Source organism: Planctomycetaceae bacterium, from assembly GCA_041398785.1.
Lineage (GTDB): Bacteria > Planctomycetota > Planctomycetia > Planctomycetales > Planctomycetaceae > JAWKUA01.
The window spans coordinates 86,434-110,077 of sequence record JAWKUA010000022.1 but is presented as its reverse complement, the minus strand read 5'-3'; the positions used below and the strand labels follow the sequence as shown (position 1 = coordinate 110,077).

At 60.4% G+C, this 23,644-nt stretch carries 16 protein-coding genes and 1 pseudogene; 10 read left to right on the top strand and 7 right to left on the bottom strand.

All coding sequences use genetic code 11. The annotated features are described in order from the left end of the window. The first annotated feature begins 217 nt into the window (after positions 1–217). From R3C19_21960 to R3C19_21940, 5 genes are all read left to right on the top strand, one after another. Positions 218–1,732: a TolC family protein gene (locus tag R3C19_21960; protein MEZ6063019.1), complete on the top strand. Its 1,515-nt coding sequence runs from the start codon at positions 218–220 to the stop codon at positions 1,730–1,732. 281 nt (positions 1,733–2,013) lie between these two features. Further along, positions 2,014–3,432: an efflux RND transporter periplasmic adaptor subunit gene (locus R3C19_21955; GenBank protein ID MEZ6063018.1), complete on the top strand. Its 1,419-nt coding sequence runs from the start codon at positions 2,014–2,016 to the stop codon at positions 3,430–3,432. Beyond that, on the top strand, positions 3,429–6,554 hold the full coding sequence (locus R3C19_21950; protein MEZ6063017.1) for an efflux RND transporter permease subunit: 3,126 nt from the start codon (positions 3,429–3,431) through the stop codon (positions 6,552–6,554). The genes R3C19_21955 and R3C19_21950 overlap by 4 nt, the downstream gene beginning before the upstream one ends. 138 nt (positions 6,555–6,692) lie before the next feature. After that, positions 6,693–8,762, top strand: a complete 2,070-nt coding sequence (locus tag R3C19_21945) for a DUF1592 domain-containing protein (GenBank protein ID MEZ6063016.1) — start codon at positions 6,693–6,695, stop codon at positions 8,760–8,762. Beyond that, positions 8,740–10,149, top strand: a complete 1,410-nt coding sequence (locus R3C19_21940; protein ID MEZ6063015.1) for a DUF1552 domain-containing protein — start codon at positions 8,740–8,742, stop codon at positions 10,147–10,149. The genes R3C19_21945 and R3C19_21940 overlap by 23 nt, the downstream gene beginning before the upstream one ends. A 62-nt stretch (positions 10,150–10,211) precedes the next feature. Here R3C19_21940 and R3C19_21935 read toward each other — a convergent pair whose 3' ends face one another. From R3C19_21935 to R3C19_21905, 7 genes are all read right to left on the bottom strand, one after another. After that, positions 10,212–11,036, bottom strand: coding sequence for a hypothetical protein (locus tag R3C19_21935; protein ID MEZ6063014.1), 825 nt, complete (start codon positions 11,034–11,036; stop codon positions 10,212–10,214). Further along, positions 11,033–11,986, bottom strand: coding sequence for an ABC transporter ATP-binding protein (locus R3C19_21930; protein MEZ6063013.1), 954 nt, complete (start codon positions 11,984–11,986; stop codon positions 11,033–11,035). The genes R3C19_21935 and R3C19_21930 overlap by 4 nt, the downstream gene beginning before the upstream one ends. A 2-nt stretch (positions 11,987–11,988) precedes the next feature. Then, the gene (locus R3C19_21925; protein MEZ6063012.1) at positions 11,989–12,960 is read right to left on the bottom strand and encodes a hypothetical protein; all 972 of its coding nucleotides are present in this window, start codon (positions 12,958–12,960) and stop codon (positions 11,989–11,991) included. Then, the gene (locus R3C19_21920; protein MEZ6063011.1) at positions 12,947–13,768 is read right to left on the bottom strand and encodes an ABC transporter ATP-binding protein; all 822 of its coding nucleotides are present in this window, start codon (positions 13,766–13,768) and stop codon (positions 12,947–12,949) included. The genes R3C19_21925 and R3C19_21920 overlap by 14 nt, the downstream gene beginning before the upstream one ends. Further along, positions 13,735–13,869, bottom strand: coding sequence for a hypothetical protein (locus R3C19_21915; GenBank protein ID MEZ6063010.1), 135 nt, complete (start codon positions 13,867–13,869; stop codon positions 13,735–13,737). The genes R3C19_21920 and R3C19_21915 overlap by 34 nt, the downstream gene beginning before the upstream one ends. Further along, positions 13,866–15,206 carry a DUF1080 domain-containing protein gene (locus R3C19_21910; GenBank protein MEZ6063009.1) on the bottom strand — a complete coding sequence of 447 codons (1,341 nt, stop codon included), beginning with the start codon at positions 15,204–15,206 and terminating at the stop codon, positions 13,866–13,868. Before R3C19_21910 ends, R3C19_21915 begins: the two co-directional genes overlap by 4 nt. Positions 15,207–15,346: 140 nt before the next feature. Next, a complete protein-coding gene (locus R3C19_21905; GenBank protein ID MEZ6063008.1) occupies positions 15,347–16,966 on the bottom strand; it encodes a DUF1549 and DUF1553 domain-containing protein in 1,620 nt (539 codons plus the stop codon). A 504-nt stretch (positions 16,967–17,470) separates the two neighbouring features. On the opposite strand from R3C19_21905, the pseudogene moaC reads away from it, so the two are divergent. The 5 genes and pseudogenes from moaC (at position 17,471) to R3C19_21880 (ending at position 23,600) form a co-directional block, all read left to right on the top strand. After that, positions 17,471–17,947, top strand: a pseudogene (moaC, locus tag R3C19_21900) (cyclic pyranopterin monophosphate synthase MoaC). 107 nt (positions 17,948–18,054) lie between these two features. Next, the gene (locus tag R3C19_21895) at positions 18,055–19,071 is read left to right on the top strand and encodes a polyprenyl synthetase family protein (GenBank protein ID MEZ6063007.1); all 1,017 of its coding nucleotides are present in this window, start codon (positions 18,055–18,057) and stop codon (positions 19,069–19,071) included. A gap of 168 nt (positions 19,072–19,239) precedes the next feature. After that, on the top strand, positions 19,240–20,523 hold the full coding sequence (locus tag R3C19_21890) for a PQQ-binding-like beta-propeller repeat protein (protein ID MEZ6063006.1): 1,284 nt from the start codon (positions 19,240–19,242) through the stop codon (positions 20,521–20,523). A 407-nt stretch (positions 20,524–20,930) separates the two neighbouring features. Continuing rightward, positions 20,931–21,401 carry a (2Fe-2S)-binding protein gene (locus tag R3C19_21885; GenBank protein MEZ6063005.1) on the top strand — a complete coding sequence of 157 codons (471 nt, stop codon included), beginning with the start codon at positions 20,931–20,933 and terminating at the stop codon, positions 21,399–21,401. A gap of 45 nt (positions 21,402–21,446) precedes the next feature. Further along, positions 21,447–23,600, top strand: a complete 2,154-nt coding sequence (locus R3C19_21880; protein MEZ6063004.1) for a molybdopterin cofactor-binding domain-containing protein — start codon at positions 21,447–21,449, stop codon at positions 23,598–23,600. The last annotated feature ends 44 nt before the right edge of the window (positions 23,601–23,644 follow it).

Genomic DNA, 23,644 nt, shown 5'->3' with positions numbered 1-23,644 from the left:
ACCAGCGAGTGGCGCGACGTCAGTCCGCAATCGTCACCCCAATGCGAAGTGGAGACAACGTGGCAGTTCAGAGACTCAGCTTCATCGTCGGCTGCGGGTTCTTCCAGTTGTCATGGTCACGGCAACAAACCGTGCATTGCCAGGTATGCTGGAAGCTGCGGTCGATCGTACCGATACGGATGTAGCGGTCCGCGCTGATCGCTGGAAGGATCCGACGATGAAACACGGAAGTTCACAACCATTTCGCTTGCGCGCACGCATGTGGCTGATGCTGGTTGTGACAGCTCTGACGGTTTTGGCGGCTGGCTGCCGATCGGACGGACCGTGCTGCGATCCCGGACTGCTGTCGCGCGAACTGAGCTGGCGAATCGGATCGGCTCCGCAGCCGGTCGCTCCGTCCCGGCAGGTCATTCCACCGGGAGTCGTCGTTGAGGACGGACTCAGCGAAGATGAGGCGATTCGGACGGCGTTGACGAACAACTCCGCGTTCCAGGCAGCGCAGGCTCAATTGCAGATGGCCGGTGGAGATGCGGTTCAGGCAGATCTGATCGCGAATCCGCAACTGCTGGTCTACTTTCCGACGGCGGCCAAGGAAGGGCAATACACACTGTACGCTCCGATTGAGTCGTACTTTCTGCGGCCCGCTCGCGTGAAGGTGGCCAATCGCGAGTACCGGCGAATCGGTCAGCAGTTGGTTCAGAATGGTCTGGATCTCGCGCGCGATGTTCGGCTGGCTTACACGGATCTGGCAATTGCGACTCAGCAGGCCGAACTGGCCCATGAAGCTCTGCAGATTCGCCGGGACATCGAACGACTGACCGAAAAGCGACTTCAGGATGGCGCGATCAGTGAGCTGGAAACCATTGCCGCTCACGTCGATCAGCTCAACGCCAGGGCAACAGCCGGCGTGCAGACTCAGGCCATCGGAATCGCGGAAGCCCGACTGGCCGCGTTGATGGGACTCACGACAAATCCGTCACCACTGATCCCGCTGGCTCTGGAAACTCCCGTCATGCCCGTGCTAAGTGAGCAGGAACTGGTCCAGCAGGCTCTGGGATGTCGACCCGACTACCAGGCTGCGTGCTGGACAATCGCGGCCGCTGCTGAACGTTCGCGTCTTGCTCGATGGATGTTTCTGCGTCTTGACGGTGTACTGGATGTTCGCGACGGGCCTGGCTACACGCGAACCGGCGGCGGGCTTCGGATGGACTTACCGATCTTCAATCGCAATGAAGGCGGCATCATTCGAGCGGACTGGGAAGTCAATGCAGCCTGCCACGCTCGGGACGCAATTCACGACCAGATCGTGGCCGACGTGCGCACCGCGTTTCGTCAGTTACAGCAGGCCAGCGACAATCTGCGGATTCTGGAACAGGAAGTCCTGCCGGCGATCGCCGACGCGCTGCAGATCGCGAAGAAGGGATTCGCTGACGGCGGGACTGATTACCTGCTGGTGTTACAGACAACGACACAGTATCTGGACGTGCGAGCCAGAATTCTGGATCAAAAGGCCGCGTACGCTCGCGCACTGGCACAACTCGAACGCAGCGTCGGCTGCCATCTGGAAGCGGGCCTGGTCGATGTCGAACAATTGAATCAGGCAATCGACGTGCCGATGCCGGACGTCGAACCGGCCATCGAACCGGCCATCGAACCGGCCGTCGAGGACGTTGAGTTGGAACACAATGAGAAGGCTCCGGCCGATTCGGTCCCGAGTTCTGCCCGCGAATGAGATCGCAGCAACGATCCGCGGTGTTCTTTAGGCGCGAGAGTTGGCGTCTCTGAAACGAACCTGTCTGCTTCAGCCTCTGAAACGCGACGCAGCGATGAAGCCGGCACTGTATGAAGCTGGCACTGTATGATGAAATCTTTCTCACACGCCGCGCGTTCTGCTTTCGCCTCCCTGGTGCCGACGTACAATGCGGGAGGAAACAGGTTTGAGCGGCATGCGATGACGTGAAGAAGGCCGCCGTTACAACGACAGACTTCTCAATGCACGCGACGCAGCCCACGATGCAATCTGACGCCTGGCATTGCGCGTTCATTTTCACGAAACCGCGACTCGCTGCATTCCGAATGATCGTCCGCCGCGAATCACAGGGCGTCCGTCACGCCACTGCGTGGTTTGTATCGCTGATCGAGTTGCCGTGTTCGCGGTGTGTGTCGCGGCGGATCACGATCCTGCTGCTGACGCTGCTGTCATGTTTCTTCGGTTGCGACAAGTCGGCGGAGAAAGCGACAAAGGAAGCAGTCAAGCCGGCAAAGGTCGAGAAGCTGCCTGTCGAAACGGATCTGGCCCGCATTACTTTGACCGCCGACGCGGACCGGCGGCTTGGCATCGCCACCACGCCGGTTTCCAAACGCAGCGTGACTCAGCGACGAACGCTGGGCGGAATGGCGGTGGTGCCGTCCGGCAAATCAATCGTCGTGACCGCGCCTCTGGCGGGAAGCGTGTCACCGCCGTCGTCGCAGGCCATGCCCGTACCGGGAGCGAAAGTCGATGCCGGTCGAACGCTGTTGCTGCTGACGCCGCTGCTGTCCGCCGAACGCGACGTCCCGACTCCGGCCGAACGGGTGCAGCTCGTCGGTGCTCGCGCGACGCTGATGTCGTCGCGAACAGTCGCGGAGGGAGATGTCGAACGAATCACAGCCGAAGTGGAAGCGGCCAGGATCGCATTGGATCGCGCGAGGAAGCTGTTCGCAGACCGCGCCGGGCCGCGCGGCGCCGTGGAGGACGCGGAAGCTCAGTTGAACATCGCCGCCAGCAACCTGAAGGCGGCACAGGACCGCGAGAAGCAGCTCAGCGATCTGCTGAAAATGCTGGACATCTCCCCGACCGAAGGTGAAGCCACCGCTCTGCCGATGACGACACCCATCGGCGGTTTGATCAACCGTCTGGAAGTCAGCAACGGTCAAACGGTGGCCAGCGGAGCCGTGTTGTTTGAAGTCGTCAACACGGACGTGCTGTGGATTCGCGTGCCGGTGTTCGTGGACCTGCTGGCGGAAATCCAGACGAACGAACCGGCGCAACTGGCTTGGCTGTCCGGGGAGTCATTTCCGCAGGAGATCATCGCGAAACCGGTTGCGGCACCTCCGACAGCGGACCCGCTTTCGTCATCCGCCGATCTGTACTATGAAGTCGACAACCGGGAGCTGAAGCTGCGTCCCGGCCAGCGCGTCGGTGTCCGGCTTCCCGTTTCCACGACGGAAACGGCGCTCGTCGTTCCCGAGGCCGCAATTCTGTACGACGTGTACGGCAATACCTGGGTTTACACGAAGACTGCCGATCACGAATACACTCGTAGGCGCGTGTCGATTCGTTTCACGGACGGCGACGAAGCGGTCCTGGCGACCGGACCTGCGCTTGGAACACCGGTCGTCACCGGCGGCGCGGCGGAACTTTTCGGAACCGAATTCGGAGCCGGAAAGTGAACTGGCTGATCAGAACGTCGCTGCAGTTTCGATTGCTGGTGCTGGTGTTTGCCGCGGCGCTGGTCATCGTCGGCGTCCAGACGTCGGACAGTGTGCCTCTGGACGTGTTTCCGGAATTCGCTCCGCCGCTGGTTGAGATTCAGACGGAAGCTCCGGGGATCGCCACCGAAGATGTCGAAAGTCTGATCACAGTCCCGATCGAAAACGCGGTCAACGGCATTCCGTTTGTCCAGACAGTGCGGTCGAAATCGGTGCTGGGCCTTTCCAGCGTTCGACTGATCTTCGAGCAGGGGACGGATCTGCTGACGGCCCGGCAGCTCGTTCAGGAACGCCTGGCTCTGGCTGCCCGACAACTGCCGATGGTGGCCCGGCCACCCGTAATTCTGCCTCCGCTTTCATCACTGAGCCGCTGCCTGAAGATCGGGCTCTGGTCCGACACGCAATCGCAGATGGACATGACGGTCCTGACGAAGTGGACGATCCGGCCGCGACTGATGTCGGTCGCGGGCGTCGCAAATGTTGCCGTCTGGGGCGAGAAGGAGCCGCAGTTGCAGGTGGTGGTCGACCCGGACCGACTGCGCGCCAACAACGTAACGCTTGATGCCATCCAGCAGACGGTGCGCGACGCGACGGCTGTCGGCGCCGGCGGCTTTTTGGACACAGCCAATCAGCGGCTGGCGCTGCGTCATGTTCCGGCGGTGTACACGCCCGAGCAACTTGGCGAAATCGTCATCGGCTTCCGTCAGCAGAATACCACGGCAGCGACGTCAGCCAGCGGCTCGATGGCTTCACCGCCGGCACCGCTGCGAATCAAAGACGTCGCGGACGTGAAGTACGATCACGCGCCGCCCATTGGTGATTCGATCATCAACAGCCGGCCGGGCCTGTTGCTGATCGTCGAAAAGCAGCCGTGGGCGAACACTCTGGATGTCACGCGCAACGTCGAGAAGGCGATGCAGGAACTGAAGCCGGCGATGGGCGACGTCGAATACGACACCACCGTGTTTCGTCCCGCCACTTTCATTGAGCGGGCTCTGACGAATCTCAGCCATTCCATGATGTTCGGCTGCGCGCTGGTGGTGATGGTGCTGCTGCTGTTTCTGTTCGACTGGCGCTGTGCAATCATCAGCGCGACGGCCATCCCGCTGTCGCTGCTGGCCGCGGTGATGGTTCTGTACTGGCGCGGCGGAACGATCAACACCATGGTTCTCGCGGGACTGGTGATCGCTCTGGGAGAAGTCGTCGACGACGCCATTATTGACGTCGAAAACATCATGCGGCGTCTGCGTCTGAATTCGCAGCTTCCGGAACCTCGCAGCGCGTTTCAGGTCGTGTTTGAAGCGTCCATGGAAGTTCGCAGCGCTGTGGTTTATGCCACCGTGATTGTCGTGCTGGCCTTTCTGCCGGTGTTCTTTCTGACCGGGCTTGCCGGAGCCTTCTTCCGGCCTCTGGCGGCAGCTTACATCCTGGCGATCCTTGCGTCGCTGGCCGTTGCGCTGACCGTCACGCCGGCCATGTCTCTGATGCTGCTGCCCCGGTCAGCCGAACATCGTTCTCAGGACAGTCCGCTGGTGCGTCTGTTTCGCCGAACGTATCGATCCGTGTTGTCCGTCGCCCTGCGGCTGAAGTGGGGCACGCTGGCGGTGACAGCGGTGGCCTTCGGGCTGCTGGCGGCCAGCATTCCCCGGCTGGGCGAACAGTTGATGCCGAAGTTCCGCGAAACGGATTTTCTGATGCACTGGGTGGAAAAGCCGGGAATCGGCATCGACGCCATGAACCGCATCACGCTGCGAGCCAGTTCGGAACTGATGGACGTTGCAGGAGTTCGCAACTTTGGTTCTCACATCGGCAGAGCCACAGTCGCGGACGAAGTCGTCGGGCCGAATTTCACGGAATTGTGGATCAGCATCGATGACTCCCGAGACTACGACGCAACTGTCGCCGAAGTTCAGACCATCGTTGACGGCTACCCGGGTCTGTACCGCGACCTGCTGACTTACCTGACCGAGCGCATCAAAGAAGTTCTGACCGGCACCAGCGCCTCGATCGTCGTGCGAGTCTATGGGCCGGACATGCAGCAGTTGCGAGCCACCGCCGCAGAGATTGAATCCGTCATCAGACCGATTGACGGAGTCACCACGCTGAAAGTCGAACCACAGGTTCTGGTTCCTCAGATCGCCATCGACATCAACCTCGACGCCGCCGCTCAGTTCGGGCTGACGCCAGGTCGGCTGATGCAAAGCGTGACAACACTGGTCAACGGCACACAGGTCGGCGAAATGTACCGCGACCAGGCAATCTTCCCGGTCGTCGTTCGCGGAAAGGATCGGCTGCGCACGGACCTGGCGACTTTGGGACAACTGATGATCGACACTCCGTCGGGTGCCCAGGTTCCGCTGAAAAGTGTTGCGACGCTGACGATTGTTCCGGCTCCCAACGAGATCAAGCGCGAAGGAGCGTCGCGTCGGCTGGACGTGACCTGCAACGCAGAAGGTCGTGATCTGGCATCCGTTGCCACCGACATTGAAGCGGCGGTGCGCAGCGGTGTGCAGTTCGGGACCGGCTATCATCCGGAATTTCTCGGTGAGTACGCCGAAGCCAGGGCCTCGCGGCAGCGGCTGTTGCTGCTGTCACTCGGGTCGATCATCGCGATCACGATCATTCTGTACGTCGACTTTGTCAGTTGGCGGCTTGTGTTTCTGATTCTGCTGGCGCTGCCAATTGCACTGGGCAGCGGACTGCTGGGTGTGATGGCCGGAGGAGGAATCATTTCCCTGGGATCGCTGGTCGGCTTTGTCACGGTGCTGGGGATCGCCGCGCGAAATGCCATCATGCTCATCAGCCATTACCGGCACCTGACGGCCGAACAGCCGCACCTGTCGCCGCGCGAACTCATCCTGCGCGGCGCCGAGGAACGTCTGGCTCCGATTTTGATGACCGCGCTGACAACCGGACTCGCGCTGGTTCCGCTGATCGTCACCGGAGAACTTCCCGGACAGGAGATCGAATACCCGATGGCACTTGTGATCCTTGCCGGTCTTGCCGGAGCCACACTTGTCAACCTGCTGGTGCTGCCGGTGCTTTACAGTTGGCTGTCGGTGACTGCGCGACAACCCGCGTGACCCTGCGAATCGGCCGCGGAAGCGGTGAGCGGATCCTTTGCCTGGCAGGTCGCTCGCCTGAGTATCCGGATGGACAGACTCCGGAAAGCCCAATAGGATGGAAGTCCACGAACGACTCACCTGCCTGTGATCTGTCCCATGCATTTCCGATTGATTCTTGCCATCGGCGTGGTGACGACTCTGCACGCCATCGCTAACTGTGATGAACCGGACGCCAGTCCGCAGCCTATGCCGGCTGCTGCGGATAATGCCGCGTTCGACGAATCTGCGGCCGTTGAATTTGTGCGGACCCACTGCGTCAGTTGCCACCTGACGGAATCTCCCGAGGCCGGCCTGGACCTGGAATTGTTTGCTTCGGTCGCTGATGTCGCGGGCGACGTGTCGCGGTGGAACAAGATCGCCGAACGCGTCTACGACGGTCAGATGCCGCCGCCGGAAAGCGAAGCTCCGTCGCACGAATCCCGCATGGCGTTCGTGTCGTGGGTGCGAGCCACAGTGCATGCGGCCGTGTGCGACGACGGCGTTGCTGTCGGCGGCCCGATGATGCGCCGACTGAACCGGTCGGAATATGCCAACACGGTTCGGGACCTGCTGGGAATTCAGGTCAACGCCGGACACGCTCTGCCCGCAGACGGAGCCGGCGGTGAGGGATTCGACAACGCCGCCGAAACTCTGTTCATCTCACCGATTCATGCCGAAAAGTTTCTGGAAGCGGCTCGTTCGGCGGTGGATCACGCCATGAAGGATCCGCGAGACAGAAGTCGGCTGATCATCGCTGAGCCCGGCGAATCCCGGTCGCCTCCGGATGCCGCGCGCGAAGTTCTTGCGGAGTTCCTTCCCAGGGCATTCCGTCGTCCGATTCAGGATGATGAACTTCAGCAGTACACAGATCTGTTCGACACGGTGTACAGCGAAGACGAATCCTTCGACTCGGCGATTCCGGTTGTGCTTCAGGCCGCGATGGTGTCGCCGAAGTTTCTGTTTCTGGCGGAGGAACCGAACACACAGGAGGTTCCGGTGCTGATCTCGCAGTACGAGATGGCGTCGCGGCTGTCATACTTTCTTTGGGCGTCGATGCCTGATGCCGAGTTATTTCGACTGGCGGACGAAGGCCGGCTTCATGACGAAGACGTGCTGGCTCAGCAGGTCGCACGCATGCTGCTTAGCGAAACGGATCGCAAGGGTTTGCGCCGAGGAGCGAAGGTCCGGGAATTCGCCACCAGCTTCACGGAACAATGGCTGGGCACTCGCGCGCTGGGGCGGGAATTCAAGCCGGATCCGTCCGTCGCCCGAAGGTACGACTCGGAACTCGAAGGCGGCATGAAGTACGAACCGATCTTCTTCTTCGAAGACATTCTGTCCGACAATCGCTCACTGCTGAACCTGATCGATTCTGACTTCACCTATGTCAATCGCAGACTGGCCCGCCACTACGGCGTGGACGGTGAGTTTCGCGAACAGCCGAAGCTGGTGGAACTGCCGGAAGGCAGTCATCGCGGCGGGCTGCTGGGGATGAGTGCCGTGCTGGCCGTTTCGTCGTTTCCGCATCGCACAAGTCCGGTGCTGCGGGGAAAGTGGATTCTGGAAACATTGCTGGGGACTCCGCCGCCACCGCCGCCGCCAAATGTTCCGCCGCTTGACGAAGCGAAACACGCTGAAAGTCCCGCTTCCCTGCGCGAACGACTGGAACTGCATCGAGCCAATCCCGCGTGCGCGTCCTGTCACGCGACAATGGACCCGCTGGGTTTCGGGCTGGAAAACTTCGACGTACTGGGTCGCTGGCGAACGGAAATCGACGGCGTTCCGGTGGATGCTCACGGAGAACTGCCCGATGGCCGGACGTTCGAAGGTCCCGAGGAACTCAAACTTCTGCTGATGCAGCGAAAGCAGCAGTTTATTCGCAATCTCACATCGCGAATGCTGGGATATGCACTTGCCCGCGGGTTGACCAGCGAAGATGACTGTGTCGTTGAGGCAATCGTCGAAGAACTGGCGCAACACGACTATCGATCTCATACACTGATCGTCGAAATCGTGAAGAGTGCCCCGTTTCGCTACAAGCAGGGTACAATTCCCGGTGTCTCTGTGATCGCCACCGGCACTGACGATGCCGCTGACAATGACGATGCCGGCGGCAATTCCGCCGGACAGTTGCAACAGGAACAGCCGCAAGAGGAACAGCCTGATGTTGAATCGAGCACCGATTGACCACGCACTTTCGGGCCCCCGCGTCAGTGAACTTTCGAAACGTGGGTTTACCGTATCCCGCCGAACTGTGCTTCGCGGAACAGGAGCGGCTTTGGCGCTGCCGTGGCTGGAAGCAATGCTGCCCCGCTCAGCCAAAGCGGCCGGCGCTGAAGCGACTGATGATACACCGGTCCGCATGGCGGCTCTGTTTGTGCCCAACGGTGTGCGTCAGGACATGTGGACTCCCGAAGGTGAGGGACGCGAATTTACGCTTTCTCCCACACTTGAACCGCTTGCCGATTTGCAGGACCAGTTGCTGGTTTTGACAAACCTGTGGAACCAGGCCAGCGACTTCGGCGACGGGCACTACGTCAAGACATCCGGATTTCTGACCTGCACAACAATCAACAAGTCACTGGGCATCGACCTGAACTGCAACGGTCAGTCAATGGATCAGGTGGCCGCGCAAACTGCGGCGATGCACACGCCGCTGCCTTCGCTGGAACTGGGCATCGATCCCGTGACGACCGGCGTCGACACCAACGTCGGGTACACGCGAGTCTACGGATCACACATTGCCTGGAGCGGTCCGACCAATCCACTGGCTCGCGAACTGAATCCTCGCCTGGTGTTCGAACGCCTGTTCCGCACATCAAATCCCCGGCAGGACGCAGCGCTTCGCGACACGCTGCTGCTGGATCGGGTCATCGGAGACGCAAGACAGCTTCAGCAGCGTCTGGGCGTCGCGGACCGGCAGAGAATGGATGAGTACCTGCAGTCCGTGCGTGCCATCGAAAAGCGATTGCAGGACCAGCAGGACGGAGGACTCGCGGCCTGGAGGCCTCGTGCGCCGATCAATGCGGACACACGTCCGCCGGAGAGTCCTCCGGAAGAGTACGTCGAACATGTGCAATTGATGCTTGATATGATTGCCCTGGCATTTCAGACCGACACCACACGAGTCTGCACATTCATGTTTGGAAATGCCGTCAGCGGTCGTAACTTCTCATTTCTGGACGGCGTCACCGGCGGCCACCACGACACGTCTCATCACCAGAACGAAGAGGACAAACTGAAGGCCTATCAGTTGATCAACCGGTGGCACGTGACTCAGTACGCTTATCTGCTGAACCGTCTGCGCGGAATGCAGGAACGCGAAAGCACCGTACTTGACAATTCGATGATTCTGTATGGCTCCGGACTGCGGGACGGCAACAGCCACAATCCTCACAACCTGCCGATTCTGGTCGGCGGTCGCGGTGGTGGTCGGCTGCAGTCGGGTCAGCACTTGTCTTACGGTCGCGACACGCCGCTGGCGAATCTTTACGTTGCCATGCTGCAGGCGTTTGGATGCGACACGGACCAGTTCGCTGACAGTACCGGTCCCCTGCCCGGCGTACTGGCCTGAACAGCCTCCGTTTGCGGCTGTCACGTGCGGTGACTTTTACACATCGCTTTCCGCGACGGTGCTCAAACATCGCTTTCGGCAACGGCGGTGAATTCGCGGCGGTGAGCGATCACCAGAGCGGTCACCAGAAACACGGCCGTCAACGCCAGCAGCCACAGTATCTGCAGCATCGTACCGTCTTCATTGAACACATATTCAAAGAACGGCATGTTCCGAAGCTGCTCCTCCGCGCCGGTCCAGCTGACAAACAGGGATCTCAGTCGATACTGCACGGTGATGCGATTGATGACCGCCGGAATCATGCTGATGACAACTTCGACAACGCCGGTGTACGCAACGCAGAACACCATGGCTCGATGAGGAATGATGGCTCCAATCAGCATGAACACCGCCGCGTAGGAGCCGCATGACAGCAGGCACAGTCGCACCAGAGTGAACCACAGGTCGAACGCCGTCGCGACGTCCAGGCCGGTGATCGGCACAGCAACGGTCAGCCCTGCGATCGATGCGGAGGCTCCCCACACCACAGCCACCATGTATTTGCCCAGCATCAGCCAGAAAATGCCGTTCGGCCGGGTCGCCATGTAGACCCAGCTTCGCTGTTCCAGTTCCCCGGCAATCGCAGGAGCGGCGCTTAGCAGCACTCCGACCGCCGACGCCACGCACGGCACCAGCATGTACAGCACGATGGACCACGCGGTTTGCTGCGCCGCGAGGAATTCTTCCATCCGATCCGGCGGTACGCGCATGACGGCTTCGTAGGTGAACCATCGCACCAGGCTGGTGATCACGACCGGAAAGGCGGCCAGAGTCACCCACCACGCGATGCGTCCTGACGTCATCGTGCGATTCCACTCGAAGCGGATGATGGCCAGAAGTGACGTCATCCTTCACCCCGGTGAATGCGCATCAGTGAGTTAAACAGCGACTGCAGCGAATCGTCCGCCGTCCGCAGTTCGAACACCGTCAGTTCGTGTTCGTCAATCCACGCCGGCAGCATTGCCGTGAACTGCGAAGTCTGTCGCGTTGACACCACCAGCAGTTCTTCGCCGGCCTTGTCGTGACCAACTCGGACGGCGTCCGCCAGTTCGTGTTTCATCAGCAGTCCCGCCAGTTGTCGCGGGTGATTGCACCGGACGTGGATTTCCACGGGCAGATCAAACAGCAGTTCGTGAACTTCTTCGGCCGTGCCGGATGCCAGCAGTCGACCGCCGGAAATCAGCAGAAACGAATGCGTCAGCGCTTCGATCTCATGCAGCACGTGGCTGGCAATGATCAGACTGCGGCCGTCAGCAATTCGCTTCCGCAGCAGATCGGTCATTTCCGCGCGGCCGACCGGATCCAGCCCGCTGAGCGGTTCGTCCAGAATCAGCAGTTCCGGATCGTGAGCGATCGCCTGTGCGAGCTTCGTGCGCTGCCTCATTCCGCGCGAGTAGCTGGCGATCGGCCTGTTCATCGAATCCGCCATTCCGACCAGCATCATGCATTCGATCGCGGTCTCCAGTGCCTGCACGCGGCTGACTCCCTGCATCTGCAGCAGAAACGTGACCCAATCCAGCCCCGCGATTTTTGAATACATGCCCTCGAAGCCGGGGCAGAAGCCAATCCGCCGCATGAGTTCCGGATTGTTTCGGGGATCTCTGTCCAGCACTCGCACCGTTCCGCGAGTCGGCAGCAATTGACCGGTCAGCAGGTTCAGCAAGGTACTTTTGCCGGCACCATTCGGTCCCAGCAGTCCGTAGGCGCCCGCGGGCAGCGACAGGTTGATGTCATTGACACCCAGCACTCTGCCGTACAGCTTCGTAACGCCGTTCAACCGAATGAGCTCGTCGGGCATGGTCAGCTTTCCAGCGGCGCTGAAACGCGTCGATACACGACGGCGACCGACACCAGCGTCACCGTCAGCAGCACCGCAAGCTGTGTTTCAAAGTGACCATTCATTTCCGGGATCTTCAACACGCGAGTCGACACGTCGTTGAAAATGAACAGCGGAAAGGAAAGTCGGACCAGCAGCGATTCGGGGTCACCGCCGGAAATCGCCGCCGCGGCCGCTGCCGTCGCGCCGAAAATCCAGATGGCGAACCAGGCGAACGTCGCCCACCGCGTTTCCGTCGTCATCGACGACAGCATCAAAGCCACCGCCGTTGACGGCACTACCATCGACGCGGACGCCACAACGATCCGCAGCGGAATGTCCCAGGTCTTGAAGATGATCGACGCATCCGGCGACAGCAGAACTCCCACAACATACAGCAGCAACTCCGGCAGCGTGCAGATCAGCGTCAGAAAGAAAACCAGCGTTCCCGCTTTGCCCAGAATGTACTGAGTCCGCGACAGCGGCCGGGAAAAATACAGCAGAAACGCGCGAGAACGCATGTCCTGCGAAATCAGCGCGGGAGCGACCAGGCCAACCATGATAACCAGCGCGACTCCCTGCGACCGCTGCAACTGCAGCATCACGGAACTCCAGAACAGGTGCCGTTCGGCGGTCATCTGCGACACCAGCTTCGACAGGCCTGTCATGCCGAATGTCGACGCCACATCCTGTCCTGTTGCGGACGGCAGTGTGAACCGCAGCAGGTCCAGAAACACATGCCGGGGAATAAAGGAGTCCCCTTCCATCGACTGTTCGTAGAAGAAGATCAGTCCGCCGTACATCAGCGCGGGAATCCAGGCGACAAACACCATTCGACGCAGCCACATGCTCTGCCACGCTCGACGAATGCCGATTCCGGTGACGACCATCCAGCGAGTCGACGACGATTCGGTCTGCCCATCCCATTCGCGGTAGCCGAGATTATGAATTGGCATGTCGCACCGCCTGCAGAAAGATCTGCTCAAGAGAATTCTTTGACGGTGTCACTCCGCGAATGACGACTCCGGCGGCCCGCGCAGACTGCCACAGCGCTGCTGACAGATCCGCGGCGGGTCCGAATGCCTTCAGTTGCCATTCGGACACTGCTTCGGTGCGGATTCCACGATCCTGCAGCTTTGTCACGAAAGCCGCGCCGTCTCCGCGGAACTGAACGGTCACGGACGGATCCGGAGATTCCGTCAGCACCTTCAGTTTTTCGCTGAGCCGCATCTGGCCGCCGGCAAGGATCACCACGTCGTCGCAGACGAGTTGGACGTCCGGCAGGATGTGCGTACACAGGATGATGGCCTTGCCGAATTGCTTTGCCAGAACCCGAATGCGGTTCAGCATGGATTCGCGTTCTTCGGGGTCCAGCCCCGACGTGGGCTCATCCAGAATCAGCAGTTGCGGGTCGTGAACAATGGCCATCGCGAATCGCAGCTTCTGTCTCATGCCGGTCGAGAACGTTTCGACGTTGCGATAGCGTTCCTGCCCCATGCCGCAGAAGTCCAGAATTTCATGCCCGCGTCGCAGAGCTTCGGTGCGGGGCAGACGTGACAACTGAGCGGCGACCTGCACGCTTTCGATTCCGGACAGCCCGTGCATGTAGCAGTCGTCTTCCGGCATGTACCCGACTTTGGAACGAATCGCTGTGGCGTCGGTACCGATGGCATGTCCCAGCACAAAGCCGTGGCCGAACGTGGTTCGCACCAAGCCCAGCAGCACCTTTATCAGAGTGCTTTTCCCTGCGCCGTTGGGTCCCAGCAGTCCGGTGATTCCGTCGCCGACACGCAGGCTGACGTCGTCCAGTGCGGGAACGAACCGTAGTCCTTGGTCAGATTCTTCAGTTCGATCAGTGCACTCATTTCGCGCCCGATTCATAAACGCGAATGCTGCGGAAATCGAGATCCGTTGTGGGATCGTGGCCTTGCAGGCTCAGGTGTCCGGCTTCGTCCCGCCGCCCTTCGCGCGGATTGCTGTTCGGCTGCCGGTCATCGGTCCAGTGAACAACCTGATAACCGTTGACCCAGGTGGCAAACTGATTTTCCTGAGCCAGCAGCGTCGCCACGAACCATTCGTTGTCGCTCGACACGACGTACCGGGCCGCCGCGCGACGAAAGATTGCCCCGGTGCCGGAATCTTCCGGCTGAGTCCGGTCATTGTTGTGAAAGCCGTTCTGAATCTGCATCTCGTAACCGTGCGACGGCGCTTCTTCGGTTCCCGGTTCCGCTCGAAAGAACACGCCGCTGTTCAGTGATTTGCCGTTGGTGCGAGCTTCCACGTACATCATGAAATCCTTGTACGTTCCTTCGGTTTCCAGAAATCCGGGGCCGTCCGAAATGTGAATGGCGCCGTTCTGAACGTCGAATTTGCTCTTTGATCCGGGAACAACCCGGAACCCGGAAAGGTTTTCGCCGTTGAACAGTTCCTTCGGCAGCAGCGGACGCAGAAAGACGTTGCGAAACGCGATCCGGCCCTGATTCTTCTGCAGCCCGATACGTCCGGTCAGCCGGATGTGTTCGCCGGTGTCGGTGAAGTCAACAATCTGCGCATCATCCAGCCACACCTGAATGGCGGGCCCCCGGCACAGCACTCGAAACGTGTGCCACTGCCCTTCGACCGGCGGCACATCTTCGGCCACGTGTCTGCCGACCAGGCTGCCCGTTCCATGCGATGGATGGCTGTCGCAGATGTTCAATTCATAGGTATCAACAGCCGGATCGCCGGCGACTTCCGCCGTTCGCAGAAAGACGCCGCTGTTGCCGCCTTCTTCAAGATGGAAATCGCATCGAAATTCAAAGTCGTCGAACAGAAACGGAGTCAGCAGCAGACTGATCTCACCTTCACTGGCGACGATTGTGCCGTCTTCGACATGCCAGTTCGTGTCCGCCGGAACCTCCCAGCCAAACAGCGACACACCGTCGAACAGGCTGATCCAGCCTCCGCGAAGTTCTTCGTCGGTCAGTCGGGGAGCAGCAAAGTGGAGCTCGCCTTCCGTCGGAAGCCTGGCCGTCGACGTCATGGAAATCGCGGACGAACCCGACAGCGTCTCGGCGTCGGGGGCGCCGCCCGGTGTTCCTTCGGAAGAATCCTGCGTTGTCGTCGACGGCTGCGTTGTCGCATCACCCGAACATCCGACAACGGCCGCACAGAACAGCAGACAGGCTGGCAGTGATTGGTACTTTTTGAAACTACGAGACATCACACAACTCGGCATTAGCAGAATATCTGTCGAAGCGTCGCACGGCGTTATAGCGACCTGCGAAATCGTTGTCACGCTTTCACGTTTGAGCCCGAGAACCGTACGCTGACCGTATGCCGGCAGTGAATTTCAGCGAAATCTCAGTGGTTCAGCAGAAACTCGCTGCTGTTCAGCAGGGCCCAGAAGATATCTGACAGCGCGGCGGCCGAGTCTCCCGTCGCTCCGCCGGATTTCAGGTACTGTCCGAAGCGCGTGTGTTCTTCGACGGTCGGGCGACGAGTCACAGTGGCCATGAACAGCGTTTCCAGCCGGTCATCGTCGGTCATCAGCGGAAATTCCGCGATCGCTTTCAAGGTCTGGCTTTCGTCCAGACTGGTCGCGTCGTCGATGAAGCGTCCGTTCATCATGGCCAGAGCCTGCAGAATGGTGGTCTCGCGGTCCAGTGGCGATTCGGCGTCGTCGCGAAACAATTCCAGAAACATCGACCGCGGAGTGTTCGTGTCCAGCACAAACGGATTCTCACTGCGATACGGCTGATAATAGCCCACCGCTTCGGCCAGACTGTCGAAGTACTGTTCGGGCGTCATGCCTCGCAGAGCCGCTTTGGCGAACGCTGACGGATCTGCCTGGCTTTCGTGACTCTGCCGGCTGGAAAGCTGATACGCGCGAGTGCTGGTCAATGTGCGGATCAGAAACTTCAGATCAAAGTCGTGAACGGCAAACTGTTCGGCGAGCAGATTCAGAACTTCCGGATGCGACGGCGGGTTGTTATCGGAAAAGTCGTCGACCGGATTCACGATGCCCCGCCCGAAGAACTGAGCCCACATGCGATTGGCCGCCATTCGCGCGAACCAGGGATTCTGCGGATCGGTCAGCCACGTTGCCAGAAGTTCCCGCGGAGTCGTTTCGCGCGGATCGTCCCAGGATGGCGACATTCCCGTCAGATAGATGGCGGCAGCGGTTTCGTCCGTTCCGGGAATCGCAATTGAACGTGACGAAGCATCTTCGCGGAACATCATCATCTGCGGGTTGTCAGCGGCTGCGGTTCCGGTGGAGAAGCCGGAATAGAAGGCCGCCAGATTCCAGAACTGCCGCTGCTTCCATTTGTCGAACGGATGGTCGTGGCATTGAGCACAGTCGAGCCGGACTCCCAGGAAGACTCGCGAAGTGCCGGTGGCCAGGTTTTCCGGTTTGAGCTGCCTGACAACAAAGAAGGCATCGGGAGTCGTCGTCGCAGTCAGCGCCTGGCCGGAGACTCTTTCCGGCGTGATGTCCGCCGTGATGATTTCGCGGACCATTTCGTCATAAGGCCGCCCGTCGGCGATTCGTTCCCAAAGCCATGCTTCGAATCCGGGAATCACTCCTCGAAATTCGACCTGCATATTCGCCTGCGGAATCAAAGTGTTCCGCCAGACGGTTGTGAAATTCCGGACGTATGCCGGGCTGTCCATCAACTGTTCGACAATCGCAGTTCGCTTGTCCGGGCGTTCGTCCGCGAGAAACTCCCGCAATTCCGAAACCGCCGGGATTCGTCCGGCCAGATCCAGGTACACTCGCCGCAGATACGCCGAATCATCAGCCGGGTCAGCCGGAGCGATATCGTTGCTGTTCCAGGACTCTTCCAGCAATCGATCGACCTCTGCCGCCACAGCAGCCGGTTTCCGCAAATCGTCGCCGCAGGCAGCCGTATGATTCATCACGGCAATCAGGCCGATGACGGCAAGCACAGCGTCGCGAGCAAACAGACTGGTGGCTCTCACAGGAACTTTCTCCGAAATGTCATCCGATTGCGGTGCAAACGGGCTGCGGCCAATTGGCGACGATCCGTGATCCGCCGGGCCGCGCAGGGCAGTTTCCAGAGTGTCGATGGACACAACCCGCACCTGACGAGTTTCCACACGTGGTTTCGCCGATTCTGGCTGCCGGTGCGAATTCCGTCGCCAACCGACCTGCATTACAGGATCAGCAATGTCGGCAGGTTTGTCTACGCAATTCGCCACCGTCCATACGAGTACACGCCGGCACGCATGAACCAAACCGCTCTGCCCGCTGGCCGTGGCGCCGGAGACGACGTTTCTGTCTGATCCGATTCCCCCGGTCACACCGTTCGGCGGAAGTTCCTCCGACTGTCGGAACGACAAAATGCTCCGCGGGCGGCATCATTCTTCGGAGGCAGCGGATTCGCTAGACTCTCGCCGCCGGTCCGGACACAGCCTCGGCGGCTCGCCGTTTTTCAGAACTTTTCCAGCCAAACATCGGGTTTCATGGACGAATTGACTCACTTTGACGAACACGGAGCCAGCCGGATGGTGGACGTCGGCGGCAAGCCGGTGACGTCGCGGATGGCTCGTGCCGAAGGTTTCGTGTTAATGCAGCCACAGACTTTGCGGATCATCCGGCGGAAGGAAATCTCCAAAGGCGATGTTCTGGAAGTCGCCCGGCTGGCCGGCATCATGGCGACCAAGCGGACCGACGAACTCATCCCGCTGTGTCATTCGCTGGGTCTGGACAGTGCCACCGTGGATTTTTCCTTCCCGGACGACCGCCGCGTCAGACTGGAAGCCACGGTCAAAGTCACCGGGCGAACGGGCGTCGAAATGGAAGCTCTGACGGCCGTCAGCGTCGCGTCACTGACGATTTATGACATGTGCAAGGCGATTGACCGCAGCATGCAAATCATCAATATCCGGCTGCTGGAAAAGACCGGCGGACGCAGCGGACACTATCTGCGAGCCGACGACGAGTTACCAACTGACAACCAGCAGCGAACAACAGACGCTGCGTTTCCGAAAGACAGCCTGACGGGCACGGCGCTCAATGACACAGCCGCCGACAAGGGATCAGCGAAATGAATCTGGCGGTCAATACCGGCACACCACCTGTCGATGCAAACCTGCTGAAGTCGATGCTGCAGCAGCATCTGGGCAACGACCTGCACAGCGTCAATCAGATTCTGAACAGCCGCCTGCGATCGTCCAGCGGATTCGTGAACGACGTCACGGAACACGTTTCGCGGTTTCGCGGAAAGCAGATTCGCCCGATGCTGCTGCTGCTGACTCACCGCATGCTGAACGGTGATGATCGCGCCAGTGCGGCCGTGCTGGCCGCCGTCGTCGAAATGATTCACACCGCGACGCTGGTGCATGACGACGTGATCGACGACGCGGATACTCGCCGGCATCTGGCCACCGTCCATCGCCGCTGGAACACGGAAACCAGTGTGCTGCTGGGAGACTACCTGTTTTCCAAAGCGTTCCACCTGGCGGCGTCGACGGGAGATGCGGAAGCCTGTCGCCTGATCGGACTGGCCACCGACAAGACGTGCGAAGGAGAACTCAACCAGACGGCCGCTCGCCTGGATCGTTCCACATCCGAGTTCGATTATTTCCGGATCATTCGTGACAAGACCGGACAACTTTTCGCGCTCAGTTGCCTGCTGGGAGCTCGCACGGCGAAGGCGACTGAGTCGCAGCAGCGCGCCGCTGGAAAGTTCGGACTGAGACTGGGACTGGCGTTTCAGATCGCCGACGACGTCCTGGATCTTTCCGAATCGCATTCGTCGACAGGCAAGGACGAAGGCAACGATCTGCAGAACGGTCGGCTGACTCTGCCGCTGCTGAGATCGCTGCAGTTGGCCGATCCCGAAGAACGCGAAGAATTGCTGAGTCTGATTTTTCAGCACCCGATCTCCGCAGTCGATGACCTGCGAAATCGCGGCGTCGTTCAGCGCGGAATCGAATCGGCATCGGCCACCGCGGCGGAACTGTGCCGGCGAGCCGTGCGGTCGCTGGTCCGGTTTCCGGAATCCGCCGACCGCGAACTGCTGTCTGCCATCGCAATGTTCGCCGGGCAGCGACAGGCTTAGAACCCCTGACAAAACCTGCGACCTCGGAGGTTTTGTTGGGGGTTCTTAGAAAAGCAACAGGCCTGGAAATCAGTGAATGGCAAAACCGTGAGCAGTGAATAAATTACGGTAGTGTGCTCGCCGGCCATCGTTGGCCATTTCCTGCCTGCCGTTCGCTGAGTCCCCCGCATGTCACGCCATTCTTCGATCGCTGTTGTCTCGCTTCTGTCCGTCTTAGCGGCCTGCTCTTTCCTGCCGGTCACCGCGGCCGAACCGATTTCCGTTGGCGATAGCGACTGGCCCTGGTGGCGAGGTCCGAATCGCAACGGAACCGCGAATCCCGATCAGGATCCTCCGCTACACTGGAGCGAGTCAGAGAACGTGCTGTGGTCAGCCGAAGTTCCCGGACGCGGTCACGGTTCACCGATTGTTGTCGGCGATCAGGTGCTGCTGGCAACGGCGGATCTGGAAAGTAACCAGCAGGTCGTGCTGTGTTTCGACCGGAACTCCGGTGCCGAACTCTGGTCGACGGTCGTTCATGACGGCGGCGTCAAGCCGGAAGGCCGGCAGCCGAATGAGAAAGCGTCCATGGCGTCGTCCACCATTGCCTGCGACGGAAATCGACTGTTTATCAACTTTCTGAACGGCGGAGCACTTTGGTCGTCGGCACTGGACCGAGACGGCAATCTGCTGTGGCAGACGAAAGTTTCCGACTACGAAATTCACCAGGGCTACGGAGCATCTCCGACGCTGTGGCAGGATCTGGTTCTGGTTTCGGCCGACAACAAGGGCGGAGGAGCCATCGCGGGACTGAACCGCGAAGACGGCAGCATCCAGTGGAAGCGGGAGCGGCCGAAGAAGCCAAACTACTGCTCGCCGATTGTGCTGCAGGCCGGCGGAAAGGACCAACTGGTGATGATCGGCTGCGATCTGGTCACCAGCCTGAATCCGCTGACGGGAGAAACGAACTGGGAAATCGAAGGGGCAACAACGGAATGCGTCACGTCCACGGTCACGGATGGCGGCAGAATCTTCACCAGCGGCGGTTACCCCGACAACCATATTTCCGCCGTCGCCGCGTTTGGTAAAGGCGGAGTTGTCTGGCGCAACAACACGCGAGCCTATGTGCCGTCGCTGCTGCAAAAGGACGGCTATCTGTATGCAACGCTGGACGCCGGCGTCGCCATGTGCCTGAAATGCGACACCGGTGAAGAACTCTGGAAGGGACGCCTGGCGGGAACCTTCAGCAGTTCTCCCGTGCTGGTCGGCGACCGGATCTACGCGACCAACGAAGAAGGCACCACGTTTGTCTTCCGAGCTACGCCCGACGATTTCGAGGAACTCGCACAGAATAAACTCGGAGAAAGCGTGTTCGCCACGCCCGCAATCTGTGGAAGCCGCATCTACACACGCGTTGCTCACATCCGCGACGGCCGCCGCCAGGAAGTGCTGTACTGCCTCGGCACAAAATAACGCCGCCGCACGATTCAGCCTCGTTCGAGATCCGTTCACCTCGTTCCCGAGTTGTTACCTCGTTCCGGGGCTCGTGCCCTGGAACGCACTGCCAGGAAGGCTCCGCCTTTCCGAACAAGCACGCTTCATCTGCGCACTGACCCACAGACCGAGCCCGCACACACCGCTCCGACTGCCCTGCGCGACCAGCAGCAATCTGTGTGCATCTGCGAAATCTGTGAACAGACCACCCGATGCTGCAGCGGCTCGGCAGGAGCCTCCTTCTCCCAGTTGCGGACAGCTGTGCCGCGAGCGGCACGTACCGATGCGCGATGTCGCGTAAAGGCGGTTTGTCTCGCGCGATGGTCTGAGTCATAATCACACAACTGTCGCGGGTTGCTTCGTGAATTGCATCAGGAGTCGCTTCGATGATTCGGCAGATCAATCTGACTGTCAACGGTCGCGAGCATTCGACCACGACCGATCCGGACCGTCCGCTGCTGGACGTGTTGCGTGAGGACTTCCAACTGACGGGTACCAAATTCGGCTGCGGCGAAGGTGAATGCGGCGCATGCACGGTGCTGATTGATGGCCAGCCGACTCGGTCGTGCATCACATCGGTCGCGGAGGTCGCCGGGCGGCAGGTTCAGACGATCGAAGGTCTCGCCGAACACGAACGGCTGCATTCGGTTCAGCAGGCATTTCTGGACAACGATGCCATGCAATGCGGCTACTGTGTGTCGGGCCACATCATGACGGCCGTGGCATTCGTCCGTGACCATCCGGACGCCGGTCGCGATGAAATCGTTTTGGCGATGAGTGATCACATATGTCGCTGCTGCAACTATCCCAACATCCTGGCGGCGGTTGAACAGGCCGTCGCCGGCGAACGTGCCTGAACGCGTCCATCCGTTTTTTTACCGTCTTCGCAGCGGAGGCCGACGATGTCCAGTGAACGATTTGATGATCTGACTGCCGAAGCGGAACGCTACGAACTTCGTGAAGCTCCGGCGTATTCATTCGAAACCGGCCGCCGCGAATTTGTTCAGGCAATGAGCGCGGGAGTGATGATTGCGATCTGCGCCAATCCTGCTCGCGGCCAGCGCGGAGGATCGCGGACGGCGCGCGCTGACGAACCGCTGTCCACACGATTCCATTTTTCGGAAGACGGCACGGTCACTGTTTTCACAAGCAAGGTGGAAGCTGGCCAGGGCTCGCGTACTCAGATCACCCAGGCCGCCGCGGAAGAACTTCGCCTACCGGTCGATCGTGTGCAACTGGTGATGGCGGACACTCGCCGCTGCCCGGACGACGGTGGAACTGCCGGCAGCCGGACGACTCCATCCACCGTCCCGCGCGTCCGCAATGCGGCCGCGGCCGCCCGGGAACTGCTGACCGACTACGCGGCGCAGCGACTGAATGCGGATCGGTCCGAACTGGTGATCGACAACGGCGTTTTCCGCGCAGGCGGCAGCCAGGTGACGCTGACGGAACTGGCCAGCGACCCGGTGCTTCAGGAACGGTTGAGTACCGCGACACCGGCCGGCGAGGTTCCAATCACTGACGTCAGCGAATGGAGCGTGCTGGGAACAACCGCGGGCAAGGTCGGCGGACGCGATGTTGTGACGGGCCGGGCGAAATTTCCGTCCGACATCATTCGACCCGGCATGATGTACGGCAGGATTCTTCGCCCTGTGTCGTATGGAGCGACGCTGAAATCGGTCGATCTGTCCGCGGCTGGCGACATGCCGGACGTGACCGTTGTGCGAGACGCCGGGTTCGTCGGTTGTGTTGCTCCGTCGTCGTGGCAGGCCGCGAAATGCATTGAGGCGATCGCCCGGTCGGCTCAGTGGGACGAGATTTCGTCGGATACCAACAGCCAGAATCTGTTCGAGCATCTGAAGCGAACCGGTCGGCCGGATCGCCGCGGAACGCGCGTGTGGGGTGATTTCGAAAGCGCTGTGAAGGGCGCTGACAAGTCGATCGAACGCCAATACACGATCGCATACATTCAGCATGCGCCGATGGAACCTCGCGCCGCCGTGGCCGAATGGGACAATGGACAACTGACGGTCTGGACGGGAACCCAGCAGCCGGCGCGCGTGCATCGCGAACTGTGCGAGACGTTTCGGCTGCCGGACGACAGCGTTCGCGTGATCGTGCCGGACACGGGCGGCGGTTTCGGCGGCAAGCACACCGGCGAAGCAGCGATTGAAGCGGCGCGGCTGGCGAAGTCCTCCGGAAAGCCCGTTCACCTGCGATGGACACGGGACGAGGAATTCACGTGGGCCTACTTTCGCCCGGCGGGACTGATTGAAGTTCAGGCCGGCATCGATGCCGGCGGTCGGCTGACCGGATGGGATTTTGCGAACTACAACTCCGGCGGTTCGGCGATTGATACGCCCTACACTGCCGCGGCCGGTCGAACTCGTTTCATCGGAGCGGATTCGCCACTGCGACAGGGGTCGTACCGCGCGCTGGCGTCAACGGCCAACACGTTCGCGCGGGAATGCGCGATGGACGAACTCGCGGAACTGGCGGGCATTGATCCGCTGGAATTTCGAATTCGCAATCTGGAAGACGGACGGCTGAAGAACGTGCTGAAGGCCGCCGCGGAGCGCTTTCAGTGGCCGCGCCGGCGCAACAACATCGCCGCCGGTCACGGAGTCGGGCTGGCGTGCGGCACAGAAAAAGGCTCGTTCGTCGCGGCCTGCGCCGAAGTGGAAATCATCGACGGGAAACTGAACGTCGTGCGAATCTGCCAGGCGTTCGAATGCGGAGCGATTCAGAATCCCGGAAACCTGAAGGCTCAGGTAGAAGGCTGCCTGATCATGGGACTGGGAGCGGCTTTGTTTGAAGAGATTCGGTTCGCCGACGGTCGAATTCTGAACCCGGCCTTTTCCGGTTACCGCGTTCCTCGCATGGCCGAAGTGCCGGAACTGGAGATCGTCCTGGTGGATCGCAAAGACCTGCCTTCGGTCGGCGCCGGAGAAACCCCGATCATCGCCGTCGCGCCGGCAATCGCCAACGCCATCCACCAGGCGGCGGGAGTTCGTTCCCGATCACTACCGCTGCGATTTGCCGAATCGCGCGGCTAACGCGGCGTGCGGCCGCGGCCGACAGACAAGCGATGCGGCCGATG

Coding starts and splice junctions, on each gene's coding strand:
- R3C19_21945 (MEZ6063016.1), top strand. CDS start 6,693: ATGCATTTCCGATTGATTCTTGCCATCGGCGTGGTGACGACTCTGCAC.
- R3C19_21935 (MEZ6063014.1), bottom strand. CDS start 11,036: ATGACGTCACTTCTGGCCATCATCCGCTTCGAGTGGAATCGCACGATG.
- R3C19_21895 (MEZ6063007.1), top strand. CDS start 18,055: ATGAATCTGGCGGTCAATACCGGCACACCACCTGTCGATGCAAACCTG.
- R3C19_21915 (MEZ6063010.1), bottom strand. CDS start 13,869: ATGAGTGCACTGATCGAACTGAAGAATCTGACCAAGGACTACGGTTCG.
- R3C19_21930 (MEZ6063013.1), bottom strand. CDS start 11,986: ATGCCCGACGAGCTCATTCGGTTGAACGGCGTTACGAAGCTGTACGGC.
- R3C19_21960 (MEZ6063019.1), top strand. CDS start 218: ATGAAACACGGAAGTTCACAACCATTTCGCTTGCGCGCACGCATGTGG.
- R3C19_21955 (MEZ6063018.1), top strand. CDS start 2,014: ATGCAATCTGACGCCTGGCATTGCGCGTTCATTTTCACGAAACCGCGA.
- R3C19_21925 (MEZ6063012.1), bottom strand. CDS start 12,960: ATGCCAATTCATAATCTCGGCTACCGCGAATGGGATGGGCAGACCGAA.
- R3C19_21940 (MEZ6063015.1), top strand. CDS start 8,740: ATGTTGAATCGAGCACCGATTGACCACGCACTTTCGGGCCCCCGCGTC.
- R3C19_21910 (MEZ6063009.1), bottom strand. CDS start 15,206: ATGTCTCGTAGTTTCAAAAAGTACCAATCACTGCCAGCCTGTCTGCTG.
- R3C19_21885 (MEZ6063005.1), top strand. CDS start 20,931: ATGATTCGGCAGATCAATCTGACTGTCAACGGTCGCGAGCATTCGACC.
- R3C19_21890 (MEZ6063006.1), top strand. CDS start 19,240: ATGTCACGCCATTCTTCGATCGCTGTTGTCTCGCTTCTGTCCGTCTTA.
- R3C19_21880 (MEZ6063004.1), top strand. CDS start 21,447: ATGTCCAGTGAACGATTTGATGATCTGACTGCCGAAGCGGAACGCTAC.